The following is a 20111-nucleotide window of genomic DNA, read 5'->3' on the forward strand; positions in this document are numbered from 1 at the left end:
CAAAATTATATAATAGACAGTTTCATTACTTTTAAAAAATGACTTTAGATTTTTAAAAATCGACATAAATATATGATTTTCAATATTGTTATAGTATTTCTTGCATTTTTTGAAAATAAAGAATTGAAAAAGTATCTTTTAAGATTAAACATTAAAAGACATTATATATTGAAGTATTATTATTACATTTGTAAAAGTAAACCTCAAAAATCCAATATGAAAGTCTCACAGATAATATTATTTGTAATAATTATTTTAAGTTCGTTGCTCCATGTCAGCAAACTATATGCTGACTATTCATATAGCCAGATATATTTACCGTCTGATGTTCCTTCGGTAGTTCATTGCATTTTTAAAGACAAGTATGGGTTTATATGGATGGGCACAAGAGCAGGTTTGTTCAGATATGACGGCCAGAATATCAAAGATTACAATAAGGATAAAAACTCACCGTTAGGAAGCTATATCTATAAAATATTCCAAGACAATAACGGCCATTTATGGGTGCTTACCAATAAAGGTATTAGTATATACGATTACTCAATAAATGGATTCAGCATAATAGAAAACGATGATAAATCTCCACTGATAGCTTCAAGTGCCATAGTCAATAAAGGAGAAATCATATTGGGAGGAAAAAATTTCATTTATACCTACGACATATATAAAAAGAAAATAAAAGATCTTATATCATTCAACCTGCCCAATGATTATAATGTATCAAATATGATTCTTTCCGGCACTGATACACTAATATGTAGCGACAGATGGTACGGAATGAGAATTGTTGACTTGAAATCAAAAAAATCATACGCTGCTTTTCCTGAATGTGGAAATGATATAATATGCACATATCAAGACAATGAAGGGAAAATCTGGATTTCCTCGTATAATCAAGGAGTGCACTGCTATGATAAGAACCTCAGATTCCTTAATTACTATTCAAAAAAGAATTCAGGAATAAGCAGTGATATTGTACTGAGTATTATTGAACACAAGGGCGAAATATGGTTTGGTTCTGATGGAGACGGAATTTCCGTACTAAATCAAGAAAGCGGTATTTTTAAAGTTCTAAAACATATACCAAGCGAAAACAACTATTCTTTACCTTCAAATTCTATAATATGCCTGTATGAAGATTATTATAGGAACGTATGGATAGGCAGCATTTACTATGGAGCCATATGTATGCATGAAGTTTCGATGAGAACATATAAGGATGTCCTTCCTGGCGACAATAGCGGACTGACAAACAGTACCGCACTGTATTTATTTAAGGAAGGAAACGACAGGCTGTGGATTGGTACAAATGGCGGAGGATTAAATATGTACAATCTTAGTAATGGAAAATTTTCTCATTTCCCATCTACCATAGGCGATAAAGTAACTTCTATCTGCGATTTCGGAAATAATAAGCTTCTTATATTTAATTTCGCCGAGGGAATTTTTGTTTTTGATACAGTCACAGGAACCAAAAAGCCTTTTATACTTATAGATAAAAAAACTAACGAAGAACTTTGTAATCACGGTAATTCCGTTTTCATATACAGAAATACTCCTAAATCTATATTGTTCCTTGCGAATTTTGTATATTGGTATGACGAAGAGACCGGAAAATTTGATACTATTAAAGAAAAAAATAATGTTGACCTTGGTATCGGTTCTCTGGTTGCCATAGGAAATGACTCCATCTATACATACATTAACGATATAAATAATGTTTACAGACTGGATAACAGGACCAAAACATTGGAAATGATTTTCAAAGTTTCAAACGATGTTTCAATTACATCAGTAAGCATGGACAATTCAGGGATAATTTGGGTTGGAACAGATAAAGGATTAATCAGATACGACAACAAGAATCACACACACGAGTGGGTAAAAACAGAACTGTTCAATCGTGTATCTTCTGTAGTATGTGTAAACAATAAAGTATTGGTAGGAGCCGAATCCATGCTTTTCTGTTGGGATATAGATAAACAGAAGTTTTTGTTTTACGGAGAATCGGACGGCGTGATGCCTAATGAATATATGCCTAGCTCGAAATTCGTAAATTCTGACGGACGGATTTTTATGGGCGGAGTAAGAGGATTATTAAAAATAGACAAACTGCAGGATTATGAGAGTACGTCTGCACTTTCTCTGAATCTTTCTGAAATAGAGCTTAACGGCATGAAAACTTTTTTTTCTACCGATGGCCAAATACCGGAACTGAAGATGTCTGAATCAGGTAGCTTGATTATAAGGGTATTTGCTAACGGTGAAGATATTTTCAGAAAGAAAATGTATAAATTTCAAATATATGGACCTGATATAAAAAAGAATATCGAGACATACAGATCAGAGCTTGCTTTGCATTCATTATCGGCAGGTAAATACCGGATATTGGCATCATGCAATACAAAAGATGGTAATCAGACAGACGAAAAATGTATTCTGACACTTAAGGTCATTCCACCATGGTATAAGACCAAATGGTTTTTCCTGTCATGCATTCTGCTTTTGGTATTAGTATTCATTTACATAAACATTTTGATAGTCAGAAAAAAGACAGAAAAACACAATCTTATAATCAAAGAACGTGAAAAGCAAATGTATGAGGATAAAATTCGTTTCCTTATAAATATAAGCCATGAATTAAGAACCCCTCTTACGTTAATACACGCACCATTACAGAGAATATTGAAAACTCTGGATATGGAAAATCCATTATTGCTTCCTCTGAAGGGTATCTACAGGCAGACTCAACGCATGAAGAATCTTATAAATATGGTACTTGACGTGAGGAAAATGGAAGTTGGCAACGGAAAACTCAATTTAAGTATAACTGATGTGAACGAATATGTAAAATACATAGGTCAGGATTTCATAGAGGAAGCAAAAGCCATTGGAGCCAATGTTGTGTTCAAGCTAGATAATTCTGCAGGTGAAATAGAAGTGGACAAACAGAAATTTGACAGCATACTTACAAATCTACTAATCAATGCTCTGAAACATTCTTTCAGTGGTGGGATTATAACTATATCTACAGAAAACATTGTTGAAAGTGATTCCGTAAAAATATCAGTATCCGATCAGGGACATGGACTTAAAGGAACAGATCCATCCATGCTTTTCAGACGGTTTTATCAAGGAGCCGGCGAAGAGACCGGAACGGGAATAGGATTGTCATACTCAAAAATCCTGGTTGAAATGCATGGAGGAAAGATTGGGGCATACAACAATGAGGATGAAGGTGCAACATTCTTTTTCGAGCTTCCAAGAAGACAGGATGACACTAAGGCTTACGAGCCTAAACAGTATATGAATGAACTGATATTCGACTTTAACGGAGATGATAAATCAGAAGGGACGAAACTTACTGACATGGATACATTGTCTTATACTGTTATGATAGTAGATGATAATGCCGACTTGAGAAGTTTCCTAAAATCGGTACTGAAAGAGTATTTCAAAAAAGTCATTACTGCTTCCGAAGGTGAAGAAGCCCTGTTACTTATAAAAAGCCATTTACCGGATATTGTAATAAGTGACGTTATGATGCCAGGCATGAACGGATATCAGTTATGCAAATCAATTAAACAGGACTTTTCAATAAGCCATTTGCCTGTAATTCTGTTGACTGCAAAGGACGATAACGAAAGCAGAATAAACGGTTATAAAAATGGAGCTGACGACTATATCCTGAAACCGTTTGATATTGATATGCTTCTGGAGGTCATTAAAAACAGGCTCAGAAACAGAGACATAGCACGTAAAGCATATTCAGATACAGGGAAACTGCCTACAGCAGAATCTACAACATTCAGCCAGGTAGATGAATCGTTTATCCTTAAAATGAATTCAGTTATCAATAATCATATGAGTGATCCGGAATTGGGAGTACACACCATTTGCAAAGAGCTTGGAATGAGCCGCACTTCGGTATATAGCAAATTGAAAAATCTTACCAATATGGGAATAAACGATTATATTAGTAAGGTCAGGATGGAGAAAGCCATTGAACTACTTCTGGAAACCGACATGTCGTTTGTGGAAATCGCTGTAAGTGTAGGATTTACTTCGCAAAGCTATTTCAGCACAGCATTTAAGCAATATACAGGAAAAACGCCTACGGCATATAAAAAAGAGATGAAAAAACAATACCGATAATTCTTAAAAAAATAACTGGTCAGGTGAGTTTGATATTTTCACCTGACCAGTTGTCTTATTTAAATAAATTCTATTATAAATCCCCTTTCTTCAATACTGTGCAGCCTTTTGCTTCAAGCACTGCCAGGCATGCCTTGAGGTCGTTAGGCTTTATCACCACATGTGCCTTGTCATTTTGAGCAAAAGCATACATATATTCAATGAATATTTTTTCTTCTGCCAGATACTCCAAAATCACAGCAAGAGAACCGGGAGTATTGTCACAACTGAGGCAGATAACTTCAGTTGACATAACGGCAAAGTTCTGTGCACGCAAAACCTCAACGGCCTTATCAACATCAGATACGATAAGGCGTAGAATACCGAAATCTGTTGTCTCAGCCATACTGAAGGCATGCATGTTTATGCCATTCTGTCCCAATGTACGGACTACATCGTTTATTCTTCCTGTCTTGTTTTCCAGGAATACTGATAATTGCTTTATAGTCATGTTACTTTAATTAAGAATGAAAAATTAAAAATTAAGAGCATCTCACACCAACTTACGGTTATCTATCACCCTCTTCGATTTTCCCTGACTACGGGCTATGCTGTTAGGTTCAACCAACTTGACATCGGCACTGATAGAAAGTACACTCTTCAGTTTGTCGGCAAGTGATTTCTTCAAGGCTAGCATTGCTCCAATATCATCGCTGAAGAAATCGCGACGCACTTCAACCTGTATTTCCAGAGTATCAAGATTGCCTTTGCGGTCAACTATCAACATATACTGAGGTTCGAATTCCTTCATCTCGAGGATGACACTTTCCACCTGTGAAGGGAACACATTGATACCGCGGATAATGAGCATATCATCACTTCGTCCCATGATTGGAGTCATACGCACAGATGTACGTCCGCACGGACATGGAGTGTCAATAAGAGATGTCAGGTCTTTAGTGCGGTAACGGAGCAATGGCATTCCTTCCTTTGTCAGCGTAGTAAAGACAAGTTCACCCTGCTGTCCGTAAGGCAATGGTTCAAGTGTGTTTGGATCAATGATTTCAGGGAAGAAATGGTCTTCGTTGATATGCGATCCATTCTGCTCCTGACACTCGTATGATACACCAGGTCCCATTATTTCGCTCAGACCATAGATATTGTAACCTTTCAGTCCGAGACGTTCTTCTATTTCCTTACGCATATTTTCTGTCCACGGTTCTGCACCGAAAGCACCGATACGAAGACCAAGATCATTCTTAGTAAGCCCCATCTTCTCCATCACTTCTGCCAGATACATGGCATACGATGGTGTACATGCTATACCGGTAATCTTCAGGTCGCGGATAAGACGAATGTGTTTTTCTGTGTTACCTGTAGATGCAGGTATAACCGTTGCTCCAAGATTTTCCACCCCGTAGTGTGCTCCCAGACCACCGGTGAAGAGTCCGTATCCGTAACTAACCGAGAATGTATCATCACGAGTAACTCCGTATGCCGTGAGACAGCGTGACATCACTTCCGACCAAATAGCAAGGTCTTTACGCGTATATCCCACAATAGTAGGATTACCTGTTGTACCTGAAGACGCGTGTACACGTACTATCTCCGATGCGGGTGCAGCCTGCAATCCATACGGATAGTTATCACGCAAGTCCTGTTTGGTAGTGAAAGGAAGTTTCACTATATCGTCAATACTACGGATATCATCGGGAGACAAGTCCATCTCCTGCATTTTCTTTCTGTAGAACGGGACATTATGATAAACATATGTCACCAGTTTCTGAAGTCTTTTCCCCTGCAGCTCGCGCATCTGTTCGCGAGGCATACATTCCTTATTCTCATTCCAAAACATGGGTATTATCTTTAATCGTTAATGTTATATTTGCAAATGTAATTATATAGGATGGTCTGCCTTAAAGGCTTTCATTCGTTCTTCAAGAACAGGATAAAGTTCTTCCCTCATGCGAGATGTGCATGCACGTACTCCCTGCTGATCGCTTCCTGTTGTGGAAAGTGAAATACTGCTGACTCCATAATACATAAGTTCCTCGAGCAACTCTCCTCCTGTCATGCCTGGATACCCCAAAGTGAAGAAGAAACCGTCACCAACCTTTTGGTGTACATCATAATCGTAAACAATACTGAATCCGTTGTCGGTAAATATCTGTTTCATCCTGCGTGCGCGACGTTCGTACTCACGTGTATCCTCTACGAAGTCTATCACTCCTTCAACGGATTTATTCAGCATTTCCGCCATGGCATACTGCGTGGTGGCAGTACATCCGGAAGTTATCATATACATGATGGATGCAATGAATGTAGGTCCGAATATTCCCGAATCCTCATATCGCTGCGCAAGTGCGGGATACTGCTTGTCGAAAAGTTTGTCGGAAATACATGCCAGTGCAATACGTTGTCCTGCATAGCTGAAGATTTTCGATGCTGAAAGCATAAGGATATAATTGTCGGTATATCTAGCCACTGTAGGCACATACGGCTCCTGATACGGACGACCGAACGGACTGCGGAAGTCCATACAGAAATATGCCTGGTCTTCCATCACTATTGTATCATACTTAGTGGCAAGTTCGCCTATTATCTTCAGTTCATCCTCATCCAGACAGAACCATGCAGGATTGTTCGGATTCGAATATACTATCGCGGCTATATCTCCGTCAGCCATCATGCTTTCCAGTTTAGCACGGAGAGCCTCACCACGATAATTATATATATCAAAGAGTTTCCATTTGATACCGAGAATACGCAACTGCGATTTCTGAATAGGGAAACCTGGATCTATGAACAGAACCTTATCCTTTCCCGGAATACGCTGTGTACATGCTATGAATGCTCCGAACGATGCAGCCACTGAACCTGTAGTCGGCAGACATGCACGCGGGGAAATGTCAATATTTATGAATGCCTTTACGAAACGAGATGCCGCATCCTTGAGTTCCTGAACTCCGGCTGCAGCGGGATACTGTGCCCCCAATCCTTTGTCGAGGGCAGCCTTTTCGGCTTCAATTCCTATTTTGTTGGCAGGCAGCCCCGGAGAACCCTGGTCCATACGGATGAAAGGTATGCCTGTAAGCTGCTCCAGACGTGATGCTACAAGCAAAACATCGCCTATAGTAGCATTGCGTAGGTCGGCAACCTTCATCTCTTTTACCACCTGCTCTACTAATTCTTTACTGAAGACTTTACTCATAATAGTTTTTGTCTTAAATTATTCATTTGGAAGCTGCAGCCTCATAACCTATATTAAAAGCAAGATGATTCATTTCTACTACAGTCTCGCCTTTAGATCCGAATATTCGTTCTATACTGTCATAAAGAGTTTTCTTGTCCAAAATCTTAAAACAGGCAGCTGCCGCACCTAAGAGAATCACGTTTCCGCATTTAGGCATATTGTTTTCCTTGGCTATAGCATCAATATCAAGCGAAACCACATTTGGAAGAGAATTAAGCTCTGCCATTACAGCATCAACATCCGGATAGTTCGGAATATTCTTGAACGGAGTGGAAGATGTTATAATCCATCCGTCCTTGGCGAGATATGGCAGATAACGCAAAGCTTCCATCGGTTCAAGAGAAATAATCATATCTGCTCCTCCAAGAGGAATAAGGTCGGAAGCAATGGGTTTGTCAGACAGACGGAGGTTTGACTGAACATCACCACCGCGCTGGCTCATACCGTGAACCTCAGCCTGTTTCAGATTCAGTCCGCTGCGTGTGGCAGCCTCGCCTATTATGGTTGCGATGGAGAGGATACCTTGTCCTCCCACACCGGAAAGAATTATATCTGTTTTCATTTTTTTTCGGCTCTTTTCTGTTTCAATTTACGGTTAAGTGTCTGCATACATTCTCTGCGTGGAATAATCACAGATACACCGTTATACTCTATCTCTTCACGAATTATGCGGGTAATTTCGTCCATGTTCTTAGGCAGCGGCACTACTACACGCACATGTTCCGGCTCAACCCCAATACTTAGACAGATAGCCTCGAACTTGTTTGTTCCTGCTGAATCCTGACCGCCTGTCATGGCAGTGGTTAGATTGTCAGAAATTACTACAACGATATTAGACTTATCATTCACAGCATCAAGAAGTCCTGTCATACCGGAATGAGTGAAAGTAGAATCGCCGATAATGGCTATTGAAGGGAACTGACCTGCATCGGCTGCACCTTTAGCCATGGTGATAGAAGCACCCATATCTACACAGCTGTGCAAAGCACGGAAAGGAGGAAGTGCTCCTAAAGTGTAACAGCCTATATCACCGAAAATTTTTGTATCGGCATACTCGGCAGCCACTTTATTCAGAGCGTCATATACATCACGATGTCCGCATCCATTACAAAGTGCAGGCGGACGTGGAACTACATTCTGAGCCGAAGGATATACTTCTGTGTCATCCATACCTAATCCGGATTTTACATAATCAGGATTGAGTTCACCTGTACGAGGCAATGCTCCGCTCAATCGTCCTTTAACCACATACTGTGAAGGCAATACACCGCGAAGCTGTTCTTCCACGAAAGGCTGTCCGTCTTCAACCACCAATATTTCCTTACATGAGTTTGCCAAAGCTATTATCTTATCTGTAGGCAGAGGATATTGTGATACTTTGACAATAGGATAAGGACATCCGTCAGGATAATTTTCCATTACATAATTATATCCTATGCCGCAAGCTACTATACCCAAATCAGCCTTCTCGGAAGATATATTCTCTGCCTTATTGAAAGGTGACTCTTCAGAAAGCTGGCGCAACACTGGCTGAAGCCCGATCACTTCTTTATTGCGACGGCGTGCATTTGCCGGTAAAAGAACCCAATTGGCAGGAGAAGAAGGCCTACCTGTAGAAGTTACCTCAGAAGCCTCATCTTTAACAGCTACATTGGCACGCGAATGCGCCATGCGTGTGGTAATTCTCATAAGGACAGGAGTTCCCTCGCGCTCTGACATTTCGAAAGCATACTGCATCATGTCGTAAGCTTCCTGTTGTGACGAAGGTTCAAGGATAGGAATCATGGCAAACTTGCCGTAAAATCTTGAATCCTGCTCATTCTGAGACGAATGCATTGAAGGGTCATCGGCTGCAACCACTACAACTCCCCCATTTGTCCCTGTCATACCGGAATTGACAAAAGCATCGGCACATACATTCATACCTACGTGCTTCATACACACCAAAGCACGCTTGCCGACATAACTTACTCCAAGAGCTGCTTCCATAGCGGTCTTTTCGTTAGTACACCAGCTGCTGTGTAATTTCCGTTCTTTTGCCAAAGGATGTTCCTGTATATATTCTGTAATTTCTGTAGAAGGCGTACCCGGATAAGCATATACTCCGGAGATACCTGCATGAATGGCTCCCAAAGCTATAGCCTGGTCGCCCAAGAGTAATAATTTCTTATTGTTTTCCATATTTCGAGTTATACTATTTCAAAAGGATCGGCATCGTTCAATACCGGGAATTTCTTGCGGAATGCTTCCAATTCCGACATATCTATTTCTACAACAGCCTCGCAAGCCTTGCCGTCTTCACAAGCTTCGATTATTTTTCCGTATGGATCAATTACGGCACTACCTCCTATGTAATCGCAGTTCGGATCTTTACCTACTCTGTTAACCCCCACTACATAACACTGGTTTTCTATTGCTCTTGCCTTGAGAAGCATCTTCCAGGCTTCTACACGTGGAGTAGGCCAACTTGCAACATAGAAAGCAATATCATAATCATTCCTGTTACGACTCCATACAGGGAAACGCAGGTCATAACAAATTTGCAGCAAAATCCTTACATCTTTATAATTGACTATAACACGTCGTGTTCCGGCTGTAAAGTGCTTGTGTTCTCCACCGTAAGTAAACAAATGTTTCTTGTCATACCATTCTACTGTTCCTCCTGGATGTACAAAATAGAATCTGTTATAATACTGACCTTTTTCCTCCAACGCTATACTGCCGGCAATAGCACATTTCTTGCGCTGCGCCGTATGTTTCATCCACTCTAAGGTTTTGGAATCGGATTTTTCCGCAATACCTTCCGGATTAGTACAAAAACCGGTAGAAAACATTTCAGGCAATACGAAAATATCAACACCTTCATATCTGTTTATAATTTCGTCTGCTTTTTCGATGTTGGCCGAAGGATTGGCCCAAACAATATCCGTTTGTAAAATAACTATTTTCATGCTTTTCACATTTAGAAGAGCCCAAAGGTAACAATTTAATGATAACTCACAAAAAATTACGACATTTTATTTGACATTTGCAAACATTTGAATACTTTTGATAGCAGAAGAGGACATTTGGCACAATAAAAAAGATTTCAAAAGAGACACACATAGGGTTATTTAAGCAAAAAGTATCATACATATATTAATATATTCCGAAATGTTTCTTATTTTTGTACCAAAATATAGTTAATATATAAGAAATGAACGTATTAGAACTAAGTGAACAGGAAATTATCAGACGCAACAGTCTGAATGAGATGAGAGCTATGGGCATAGACCCGTATCCTGCAGCAGAGTATGTAACAAACGCATTTTCTACTGATATAAAAGATGAATTCAAAGACGATGAGGCAGAACCTCGCATGGTTTCTGTAGCCGGACGTATTATGTCACGCCGTGTAATGGGTAAAGCTTCTTTCATTGAATTACAAGATTCCAAAGGCCGTATTCAGGTTTATATCACTCGCGATGACATCTGTCCTGATGAAAATAAGGATTTATACAATGTAGTTTTCAAACGTTTACTTGATTTGGGCGACTTTGTCGGTATCGAAGGTTTCGTATTCCGCACTCAGATGGGTGAAATCTCAATCCACGCAAAGAAACTTACAGTTCTATCTAAATCAATCAAACCACTTCCTATCGTAAAATATAAAGATGGAGTGGCTTACGACAAGTTCGAAGATCCTGAACTCCGTTACCGCCAGCGTTATGTTGACCTCGTGGTAAACGACGGAGTGAAAGACATATTCCTAAAGCGCAACAAAGTTTACAATTCAATGCGCGAATACTTCAACTCTAAAGGCTATATCGAAGTTGAAACTCCTATTCTTCAACCTATCGCAGGTGGTGCGGCTGCACGTCCGTTCATCACTCACCACAATGCGCTTGACATTCCTTTGTACATGCGTATCGCCAGCGAGCTATACCTGAAACGTCTCATCGTGGGTGGTTTCGAAGGTGTATATGAAATCGGTAAGAACTTCCGTAACGAAGGTATGGACCGCACACACAATCCAGAGTTTACTTGTATGGAAATCTATGTAGCATACAAGGACTACAACTGGATGATGAAATTTACTGAAAACATGATTGAAAAGATCTGTCTTGACGTAAACGGTACTACAGAAGTGAAGGTGGGCGACAATATCATCAACTTCAAGGCTCCATTCAAGCGTGTGACTATGCTTGATTCTATCAAGGAATTCACAGGCTATGACCTTACAGGTATGAACGAAGACCAGATTCGTGAAGTTTGCAAGAAGCTCAATATGGAAATTGACGATACTATGGGTAAAGGCAAGCTTATCGACGAAATCTTCGGCGAATTCTGCGAAGGCAACTACATACAGCCTACATTCATCACTGACTACCCTATCGAAATGTCTCCGCTTACTAAGCGTCACCGCAGCAATCCTGACTTGACAGAACGTTTCGAACTTATGGTTAACGGTAAGGAATTGTGTAACGCTTACTCAGAGCTTAACGACCCTATCGACCAGCTTGAACGTTTCGAAGAGCAGATGAGACTTAGCGAAAAGGGAGACGACGAAGCTATGATTATCGACAAGGACTTCGTTCGTGCACTTGAATACGGTATGCCTCCTACATCAGGTATGGGTATCGGTATGGACCGTCTGGTTATGCTTATGACTGGTCAGAGCACAATACAGGAAGTATTATTCTTCCCTCAGATGAGACCTGAAAAGGTGATACCAAAGGATGCTCCTGCTAAATTCATGGAAATAGGTGTTCCGGAAGAATGGGTAGCACTGATCCAGAAAGCCGGATACAACATGGTAGCCGACATGAAGGACGTAAATCCTCAGAAACTTCACATGGACATCTGCGGAGTAAACAAGAAGTATAAACTTGAGCTTAAGAATCCTACAGTTGACGAAGTCAGCAATTGGATACAGAATATAAAATAAGTATTTAGGTTTTTAAGTTTGTAAGTATCTGATTTGGTTCAGGACTTACAAACTTAAAGACTTTATGACTTAAAAACCAATAAAACAATTACCAAAGTGAAATTCCCTGGTAAAATAGCTATTATGGGAGGAGGTAGCTGGGCCACAGCTATCGCAAAGATTATTCTTACCCAAGCCGAATCAATAAACTGGTATATGCGTAGGGACGACAGAATAGAAGATTTCAAACGTCTCGGGCATAATCCGGCTTATCTGACCAGTGTACGCTTCAACGTAAAGAATATCAACTTTTCATCAGATATAAATAAGGTAGTAAGAGAATCAGACACACTGATTTTCGTTACTCCATCACCTTACCTTAAAAGTCATCTAAAGAAACTGAAAACAAAAATCAAGGACAAATTCATAGTGACAGCCATAAAAGGTATCGTTCCTGACGAGAATCTTATTGTTTCTGACTATTTTAATAAGGTATATGATGTTCCTGAAGAAAACATTGCCGTATTGGCAGGTCCGTGCCATGCAGAGGAAGTGGCACTTGAACGCCTTTCTTACCTTACAGTTGGCTGTAAGGACATTGAAAAGGCAAAAATCTTTGCACAACAACTGGCAGGTCATTACATTAAAACTTCAGTAAACACCGATGTGGCGGGTATTGAATATGCTTCAGTATTGAAAAACGTTTATGCTATTGCAGCAGGTATATGCAGCGGTCTGAAATACGGAGACAATTTCCAGGCAGTACTAATTTCCAACGCTATTCAAGAAATGAACCGTTTCCTGAATACAGTACATCCAGTGGACAGATGCACCAACGATTCTGCCTATCTTGGCGACTTGCTGGTGACAAGCTATTCCAATTTCAGCCGTAACCGTGTTTTCGGTACGATGATAGGAAAAGGATACTCTGTGAAAAGTGCACAGATAGAAATGGAAATGATTGCCGAAGGTTATTACGGAACAAAATGTATCAAGGAACTGAACAAACATTTACACGTTAATATGCCTATAGTTGATGCTGTCTATAACATATTGTACGAACGCATAAATCCTATGATAGAAATAAAGCTTTTAACAGACTCATTCAGATAAACTTTTGAATATGGAAAATATTAAATTAAACATCGAAAATTCTGCCAGCTTCATGGCAGAAGGCAAATTGGCTTCTTACGAGCCATTGGTTAAGACTTATATGGAAACTCTTGAAAAAGGAACAGGACTTGGAAACGACTTCCTGGGCTGGCTTCACCTTCCATCTTCTATAACAAAAGAACATATCGAAGACATCAAAGCTACAGCAGCTGTTCTTCGTGAAAACTGCGAAGTAGTGGTTGTTGCAGGTATCGGTGGTAGCTATCTTGGTGCACGTGCCGTTATCGAAGCTATGTCTGACAGCTTCCAGTGGTTGAAAGAAAAGAAAGCAGGCGAACCTACTATCGTTTTTGCAGGACACAACATCGGCGAAGACTATCTTTATGAACTGACAAGCTTCTTGAAAGACAAGAAATTCGGTGTAATCAATATATCAAAATCAGGTACTACAACAGAAACTGCTCTTGCTTTCCGTCTTCTTAAAAAGCAGTGCGAAGACCAGCGCGGCAAGGAAATGGCACGCAAGGTTATCGTAGCCGTTACAGACGCAAAGAAAGGTGCTGCACGTGTAACAGCCGACAACGAAGGCTACAAATCATTCATCATCCCTGACAACGTAGGCGGACGTTTCTCTGTTCTTACTCCGGTAGGTTTGCTTCCTATCGCAGTAGCAGGCATCGACATCGAAAAGCTAGTTGAAGGTGCACGCAAAATGGAAGAAGTTTGTGCTAACGAAAATATGTACGAAAACCCTGCTGCCCTTTATGCTGCAACTCGTAACGAGCTCTACCGCAACGGCAAGAAGATTGAAATTTTGGTTAACTTCCAGCCAAAACTACATTACTTCAACGAATGGTGGAAACAGCTTTACGGCGAATCTGAAGGTAAGGACGGTAAAGGTATCTACCCAAGTTCAGTTGACTTCTCTACAGACCTTCACTCAATGGGTCAGTGGATTCAGGAAGGCGAACGTACTATCTTCGAAACAGTAGTATCTATAGAAACTCCTAACCACGAATTGCGTGTTCCTACAGACGAACAGAACCTTGATGGACTTAACTTCCTTGCAGGCAAGAGAGTTGACGAAGTAAACAAGATGGCAGAACTTGGTACTCAGTTGGCACACGTTGACGGTGGTGTTCCAAACATGAGAGTATCTGTTCCTGCATTGAACGAATACTACATCGGACAGTTGATTTACTTCTTCGAAAAAGCTTGCGGTATCAGCGGATATATCCTCGAAGTAAACCCATTCAACCAGCCTGGAGTTGAAGCATACAAGAAAAACATGTTTGCTCTGCTCAACAAACCTGGTTACGAAAAAGAATCAGAAGCTATTCAGGCTCGTCTGAAAAAATAAAGATTCATAAACTTACAGAAATAACAAGGCACGTACTACGGCATCGCTGTAATACGTGCCTTTAAATGATATAAAGCACAGGTAATGTTTGAACAAGCAATACAAAACTATTTAAAGGAAAAAGGACATAGCAAGATAAATCTAAAAGCCGTCCTGTTTGATATGGACGGTGTTTTGTTCGATTCAATGAAGAATCATGCAAAAGCATGGAACAAAGCCATGTCTATGTATGGTATGAATCTTAGCGAAGAAGAAGCATACATGCACGAGGGACGCACCGGAGCAAGTACTATTAATATAGTCTGCATGCGCGAAAGAGGCTGCAACGCAGATGAAGAAGAAATAAAGAAAATATACCAAACCAAAAGTGATATCTTCAACACTCTCCCAAAGGCTGAACCTATGCCGGGAGCATATACTTTACTCCGTAATATCAAAGAATCCGGACTTCAGCCCGTGTTGGTCACAGGATCAGGACAACTATCACTGATAGACAATCTGAACCATCATTTCCCCGGAATATTCCAAAAAGAATTCATGGTTACTGCATTCGACGTTAAATACGGCAAACCAAATCCTGAGCCATATCTTATGGGATTGAAAAAAGCAGGAATTGCACCAAACGAAGCTGTTGTAGTAGAAAATGCACCACTAGGGGTAAAAGCAGGAGTTGCAGCAGGTATATTTACAATAGCTGTAAATACAGGACCGTTACCAGACTCAGCACTGCTAGATGAAGGCGCAAACCTTCTGTTCGGTTCCATGCAGGAACTTTCTGAAAAATGGGATAATCTTAGAAAAGAAATAAACCTATAAAAGAAAAGCTGTCAAGTAGTCATATATACCTGACAGCTTTCACCTTAAATATCAAAGATAACAATATTAATTATATTACAAAAAGATTACTTCTTGACAATAAAGCGGCTCCAACAGCATTTGCCTTTTCTTTCAATTCGGACAATACGATATCCGAATCACGATACATCATATTCAAAGTATGTTTTCTGATTGCAGAAATAACCGGATGAAGAAGATAATCTCCTACCCTTGACAAATCACCGCCGATAATAACCTGTTCGGGATTGAATATATTGATCAATCCACCTATATGACGACCAAGCTTTTGTCCTATCTCTTCTACGAGTTCAATAGCAAGAACATCCTCTCTGTCAACAGCATTGAAAATATCATCAAGCTCAATTTCTTCTATAGACTTTTCTTTCAATATTACGGAGCTTTCTCCATTTTTAAGTCTTTCGATAAATTTTCTATATAAAGCAGAGCAGGAAACTTCCGTTTCTATACATCCCTTCTTTCCACAATGACATATCTGCTGATTGTCATATCCGAAGTTATGTCCAAACTCTCCGGCAAATCCTGACATTCCATTGTATAATTTTCCGTCGATTATTATACCCATTCCCAATCCCCAACTTATATTAATGAAAATAAGGTTCTTCGGGCATTTTACAGAATGTAACATATACTCACCATAAGCAGTAGTCCTACTGTCATTATCAACACAGGCATTGATTCCAATCCTGTCGGTAATCATTTCGCTGATTGGTGTCTGTGCAAAATTGAATGTTCCATAGCTACATCCTGTCACAGGATTTACTCGTCCGTGCAATCCCAAACAAACATTGAGATATTTTTCTTTCTTGTAAGGTAACGAATCTATGTACAACAAAATTTCGTCACACATTTTATCCAGACATTCAACAGTATTTTCGCGTTTGAAAGGTATTTTGGTCTTAAAATCAACGATTTCACCTCTAAAATTAACCACGCAGAAGCTCAAATAAGTCTGTGCTGCTTCTACCCCCAGGAAATAGCCTGCATCGGGATTCAGACCATATAAATTAGGATGTCGCCCACCATTTGTTTCCAACTTACCATTATCATCTACATACCCGTCCTCACACATTTCATCTATCAGTTTTGTAATAGTAGGAATACTTAAATCCATATCTTTAGAAAGGTCGGTTATTGTAGCATCACCATTGTATATAAAGTGAGTGATAATACGACGTTTCATCGTAGCACTCTTAGTTCCTTTCTTAATTTCATCCAATAGCCTCTGTCCCATATTTATAGTTTTTATAGTATATGCTACAAAAATAATAGTTTTTTTTAATATCACACCAATAAAAAATCTTTTTTTTTATTTGCCTTTCTAATTTATGATAGGTATCTTTGCATAGTTATCAAAATATTTTCATTACAAGAATATAGTTAACTAAATTTATAAACTAATAAAACCAAAAAATCATGAGAGTAATTATCGAACCAGATTATCAGTCAATCTCTAATTGGGCTGCAAACTATGTTGCAAAAAAAATCAATGCAGCTAATCCTACAAAAGAAAAACCTTTCGTTTTGGGTCTTCCTACAGGTTCATCTCCACTTGGAATGTACAAAGCTCTGATTGAACTGAACAAACAGGGTAAGGTATCATTCAAGAACGTCGTTACATTCAACATGGACGAATACGTAGGTCTTCCTGAATCACACCCTGAAAGCTATCACTCTTTCATGTTCAATAACTTCTTCAATCATATAGACATCTGTAAAGAGAATATACATATACTGAACGGTAACGCAGCTGACCTTGAAGCTGAATGTGCCAACTACGAAAAGGAAATCGAAAAATTCGGTGGTATAGATTTGTTCCTTGGCGGTATCGGTCCTGACGGACACATTGCATTCAACGAACCGGGTTCATCACTTACATCACGTACACGCGTAAAGACTCTTACTACAGATACTATCATCGCAAACTCACGTTTCTTCGACAATGATGTAAACAAAGTTCCTAAGACAGCTCTTACAGTAGGTGTAGGAACAGTTCTTTCAGCAAAAGAAGTATTGATTATCTGTAACGGTCACAACAAGGCACGCGCATTGCAGCATGCAGTAGAAGGCGGTATCACACAGATGTGGACTATCAGTGCTTTGCAGATGCACCAGCACGGCATCATCGTATGCGACGAAGCTGCTACAGACGAACTTAAAGTAGGTACTTACAAATACTTCAAAGATATTGAAAAAGACAATCTTTAATTGATTTGGATAAGCTTCGAAAGAGCAACTGAAAAATATAAAGTTGACAAGGCCTCTGTTACAATGTTTCTTATCCTGATGACAAACCTTGTCAACTTTTTTGGGTTTATCTTTGTTATATTAACAGAGTGAACTAAAAAAATTCATTAACCTAACAAAAAAGGAGAAACTATGCGAACTAATCTTACATCGCAAATCTCGCTGAATAACGTATCAACACGCTATTACAAGCCTGAAAATGCTGTTGAACGTTCGGTAATCACAAGATTCGAAAAGATTACAACCAACATTTTCGAATCAATGGACGAAGGAACACAGCATATTGCAGATGAAATAATAGCAAAGATACAGGACAGACAGCGTGAAGGAAAGTTCTGTACAATAGCATTAGGTACAGGATCATCACTACGCCCATTGTTCACAGAGCTGATTCGCCGTCATAAAGACGAAGGCGTAAGCTTCAGAAATGTCATCTTGTTCAATCTGTATGAATTCTATCCTATAAACGAAGGTGCCGGAAGTACTTTCAGCCATCTGATGAAGCAGTTCATCTCGCAGGTTGACATCGACAGACAGAACATCTTCACAATGGAAGGCAGCATTCCTCAGGATGCAATCATCGACCATTGCAGACTATACGAACAAAGAATACAGACATTCGGAGGTATAGATATTGCTATTCTAGGAATAGGAAGAAAAGGAATCATAGGTATGAACGAACCTGGCTCGCAGGCCAGCTCATCTACACGCCTGATATTGCTTGACAGTACTTCACGTTCGGAAGCAGCTCACAACCTTGGTGTTGACAATCTTCCTCCTTGCTCCATTACAATGGGTATCAAAACCATTCTTGGTGCAAGAAAAGTATTCCTGCTAGCATGGGGTGAGGACAAAGCAGAAATCATACGCAAGACTGTAGAAGAAAAAATTACAGACACACTGCCTGCTTCATACCTTCAGATGCACACAAATGCAGTGGTATGCACAGACCTTGCTGCCGCAGCTTATCTGACAAGAATACAACGCCCTTGGCTGGTTACAAACTGCGAATGGAATAACAAGCTTATCAGAAGCGCTATTGTTTGGTTGTGCCAGACATTAGGCAAACCTATCCTGAAACTGACCAACAAGGATTACAATGACAATGGTCTGAGTGAACTTCTTGCTCTTTACGGTTCTGCATACAATGTAAACATCAAGGTATTCAACGACCTTCAGCACACTATCACAGGATGGCCGGGCGGAAAGCCTAACGCTGACGACACTTACCGTCCTGAAAGAGCAAAACCATTCCCTAAAAGAGTTATCGTATTCTCTCCACACCCTGACGACGATGTCATTTCAATGGGTGGAACACTGAGACGACTTGTTCAGCAGGGACATGAAGTACACGTAGCATACCAGACTTCAGGAAATATTGCCGTAGGCGATGAAGAAGTTGTAAGATTCATGCACTTCATCAATGGTTTCAATCAGTTGTTCGACGACAACCAGAACCAGACTATCAGCGACAAGTACGCCGAAATAAAGAAGTTCTTTGCCGAAAAGAAAGAAGGCGACATGGATTCAAGAGACATTCTTACCATCAAAGGACTCATCCGTAGAGGTGAAGCACGTACAGCATGTACATACAACAATATTCCTTTGTCAAGATGTCACTTCCTCGACCTTCCATTCTACGAAACCGGTAAGATTGAAAAGAACCCTATCAGCCTTCCTGACATTGAAATAGTACTTAACCTTCTTAGAGAAGTAAAACCTCATCAGATTTATGTGGCAGGCGATTTGGCCGACCCTCATGGAACTCACAGGGTATGTACTGATGCCGTATTTGCAGCTATCGACGAAGAAAAGAATGCCGGAGCCGAATGGCTTAAAGACTGTAGAATATGGATGTATCGTGGAGCATGGGCAGAATGGGAAATAGAGAACATCGAAATGGCTGTTCCTCTGAGTCCTGAAGAATTGCGTGCAAAACGTAACTCAATCCTAAAACACCAGTCACAGATGGAAAGTGCTCCATTCCTTGGCAACGACGAACGTCTGTTCTGGCAAAGAAGTGAAGACCGTAACCGCGGAACTGCATCTCTTTACGACGGATTGGGACTGGCATGTTACGAAGCAATGGAAGCATTCGTTGAGTACAAGCCTCTATAAAAACAATATTAATTCCAATCGAGTAGGAGGAAAACGAAGTAGTTTTCTTCCTACTTTCGTTCTCCGACCTCTCCCACCACCACGCATGCGGTTCCGCACGTGGCGGTTCTTTATTTAGGATACCA

At 40.0% G+C, this 20111-nt stretch carries 14 protein-coding genes; 7 read left to right on the forward strand and 7 right to left on the reverse strand.

From position 1 onward, the window contains the following. The first annotated feature begins 216 nt into the window (after nt 1–216). Complete coding sequence (locus H6A61_RS06265) at nt 217–4155, forward strand: hybrid sensor histidine kinase/response regulator transcription factor (protein WP_204392144.1); 3939 nt, start codon at nt 217–219, stop codon at nt 4153–4155. A gap of 73 nt (nt 4156–4228) precedes the next feature. Here H6A61_RS06265 and H6A61_RS06270 read toward each other — a convergent pair whose 3' ends face one another. From H6A61_RS06270 to H6A61_RS06295, 6 genes are read right to left on the reverse strand one after another with little or no spacing between them, the layout of a single operon-like run. Further along, a complete protein-coding gene (locus tag H6A61_RS06270; protein ID WP_154043944.1) occupies nt 4229–4645 on the reverse strand; it encodes an ACT domain-containing protein in 417 nt (138 codons plus the stop codon). A 42-nt stretch (nt 4646–4687) separates the two neighbouring features. Further along, nucleotides 4688–5989, reverse strand: coding sequence for a phenylacetate--CoA ligase family protein (locus tag H6A61_RS06275; protein WP_204392146.1), 1302 nt, complete (start codon nt 5987–5989; stop codon nt 4688–4690). 42 nt (nt 5990–6031) lie between these two features. Further along, nucleotides 6032–7345: an aminotransferase class I/II-fold pyridoxal phosphate-dependent enzyme gene (locus tag H6A61_RS06280; protein ID WP_204392148.1), complete on the reverse strand. Its 1314-nt coding sequence runs from the start codon at nt 7343–7345 to the stop codon at nt 6032–6034. A gap of 22 nt (nt 7346–7367) precedes the next feature. Then, nucleotides 7368–7949 (reverse strand): indolepyruvate oxidoreductase subunit beta, encoded by a 582-nt coding sequence (locus tag H6A61_RS06285; RefSeq protein ID WP_204392151.1) that lies wholly within the window; start codon nt 7947–7949, stop codon nt 7368–7370. After that, a complete protein-coding gene (locus H6A61_RS06290; protein WP_204392153.1) occupies nt 7946–9568 on the reverse strand; it encodes an indolepyruvate ferredoxin oxidoreductase subunit alpha in 1623 nt (540 codons plus the stop codon). The genes H6A61_RS06285 and H6A61_RS06290 overlap by 4 nt, the downstream gene beginning before the upstream one ends. An 8-nt stretch (nt 9569–9576) precedes the next feature. Next, nucleotides 9577–10338, reverse strand: a complete 762-nt coding sequence (locus H6A61_RS06295; protein ID WP_154043949.1) for an amidohydrolase — start codon at nt 10336–10338, stop codon at nt 9577–9579. A gap of 245 nt (nt 10339–10583) precedes the next feature. Between H6A61_RS06295 and lysS the strand changes: the two genes are divergently transcribed. The 4 genes from lysS to H6A61_RS06315 all read left to right on the forward strand — a co-directional run bounded on the left by lysS (nt 10584) and on the right by H6A61_RS06315 (nt 15582). Beyond that, on the forward strand, nt 10584–12314 hold the full coding sequence (gene lysS / locus H6A61_RS06300; protein ID WP_204392155.1) for a lysine--tRNA ligase: 1731 nt from the start codon (nt 10584–10586) through the stop codon (nt 12312–12314). A 96-nt stretch (nt 12315–12410) separates the two neighbouring features. After that, nucleotides 12411–13406, forward strand: coding sequence for an NAD(P)H-dependent glycerol-3-phosphate dehydrogenase (locus H6A61_RS06305; RefSeq protein WP_154043951.1), 996 nt, complete (start codon nt 12411–12413; stop codon nt 13404–13406). Nucleotides 13407–13416: 10 nt separating this feature from the next. After that, a complete protein-coding gene (locus H6A61_RS06310; RefSeq protein WP_154043952.1) occupies nt 13417–14766 on the forward strand; it encodes a glucose-6-phosphate isomerase in 1350 nt (449 codons plus the stop codon). Between the two features lie 84 nt (nt 14767–14850). Next, nucleotides 14851–15582, forward strand: a complete 732-nt coding sequence (locus tag H6A61_RS06315) for an HAD-IA family hydrolase (RefSeq protein ID WP_154043953.1) — start codon at nt 14851–14853, stop codon at nt 15580–15582. A 70-nt stretch (nt 15583–15652) separates the two neighbouring features. On the opposite strand, the gene H6A61_RS06320 is transcribed toward H6A61_RS06315, so the two are convergent. Further along, a complete protein-coding gene (locus tag H6A61_RS06320; protein ID WP_154043954.1) occupies nt 15653–16855 on the reverse strand; it encodes an ROK family transcriptional regulator in 1203 nt (400 codons plus the stop codon). A gap of 182 nt (nt 16856–17037) precedes the next feature. Between H6A61_RS06320 and nagB the strand changes: the two genes are divergently transcribed. Next, nucleotides 17038–17829, forward strand: a complete 792-nt coding sequence (nagB, locus tag H6A61_RS06325; protein WP_154043955.1) for a glucosamine-6-phosphate deaminase — start codon at nt 17038–17040, stop codon at nt 17827–17829. Nucleotides 17830–18000: 171 nt separating this feature from the next. After that, a complete protein-coding gene (locus tag H6A61_RS06330) occupies nt 18001–19986 on the forward strand; it encodes a glucosamine-6-phosphate deaminase (protein ID WP_154043956.1) in 1986 nt (661 codons plus the stop codon). The last annotated feature ends 125 nt before the right edge of the window (nt 19987–20111 follow it).

Origin of the sequence: Bacteroides caecigallinarum, assembly GCF_016901995.1 — a bacterium.
Taxonomy (GTDB): domain Bacteria; phylum Bacteroidota; class Bacteroidia; order Bacteroidales; family Bacteroidaceae; genus Phocaeicola; species Phocaeicola cellulolyticus.

Coding starts and splice junctions, on each gene's coding strand:
- nagB (WP_154043955.1), top strand. CDS start 17,038: ATGAGAGTAATTATCGAACCAGATTATCAGTCAATCTCTAATTGGGCT.
- H6A61_RS06320 (WP_154043954.1), bottom strand. CDS start 16,855: ATGGGACAGAGGCTATTGGATGAAATTAAGAAAGGAACTAAGAGTGCT.
- H6A61_RS06290 (WP_204392153.1), bottom strand. CDS start 9,568: ATGGAAAACAATAAGAAATTATTACTCTTGGGCGACCAGGCTATAGCT.
- H6A61_RS06275 (WP_204392146.1), bottom strand. CDS start 5,989: ATGTTTTGGAATGAGAATAAGGAATGTATGCCTCGCGAACAGATGCGC.
- H6A61_RS06280 (WP_204392148.1), bottom strand. CDS start 7,345: ATGAGTAAAGTCTTCAGTAAAGAATTAGTAGAGCAGGTGGTAAAAGAG.
- H6A61_RS06285 (WP_204392151.1), bottom strand. CDS start 7,949: ATGAAAACAGATATAATTCTTTCCGGTGTGGGAGGACAAGGTATCCTC.
- H6A61_RS06330 (WP_154043956.1), top strand. CDS start 18,001: ATGCGAACTAATCTTACATCGCAAATCTCGCTGAATAACGTATCAACA.
- H6A61_RS06310 (WP_154043952.1), top strand. CDS start 13,417: ATGGAAAATATTAAATTAAACATCGAAAATTCTGCCAGCTTCATGGCA.
- H6A61_RS06265 (WP_204392144.1), top strand. CDS start 217: ATGAAAGTCTCACAGATAATATTATTTGTAATAATTATTTTAAGTTCG.
- H6A61_RS06295 (WP_154043949.1), bottom strand. CDS start 10,338: ATGAAAATAGTTATTTTACAAACGGATATTGTTTGGGCCAATCCTTCG.
- H6A61_RS06315 (WP_154043953.1), top strand. CDS start 14,851: ATGTTTGAACAAGCAATACAAAACTATTTAAAGGAAAAAGGACATAGC.
- lysS (WP_204392155.1), top strand. CDS start 10,584: ATGAACGTATTAGAACTAAGTGAACAGGAAATTATCAGACGCAACAGT.
- H6A61_RS06270 (WP_154043944.1), bottom strand. CDS start 4,645: ATGACTATAAAGCAATTATCAGTATTCCTGGAAAACAAGACAGGAAGA.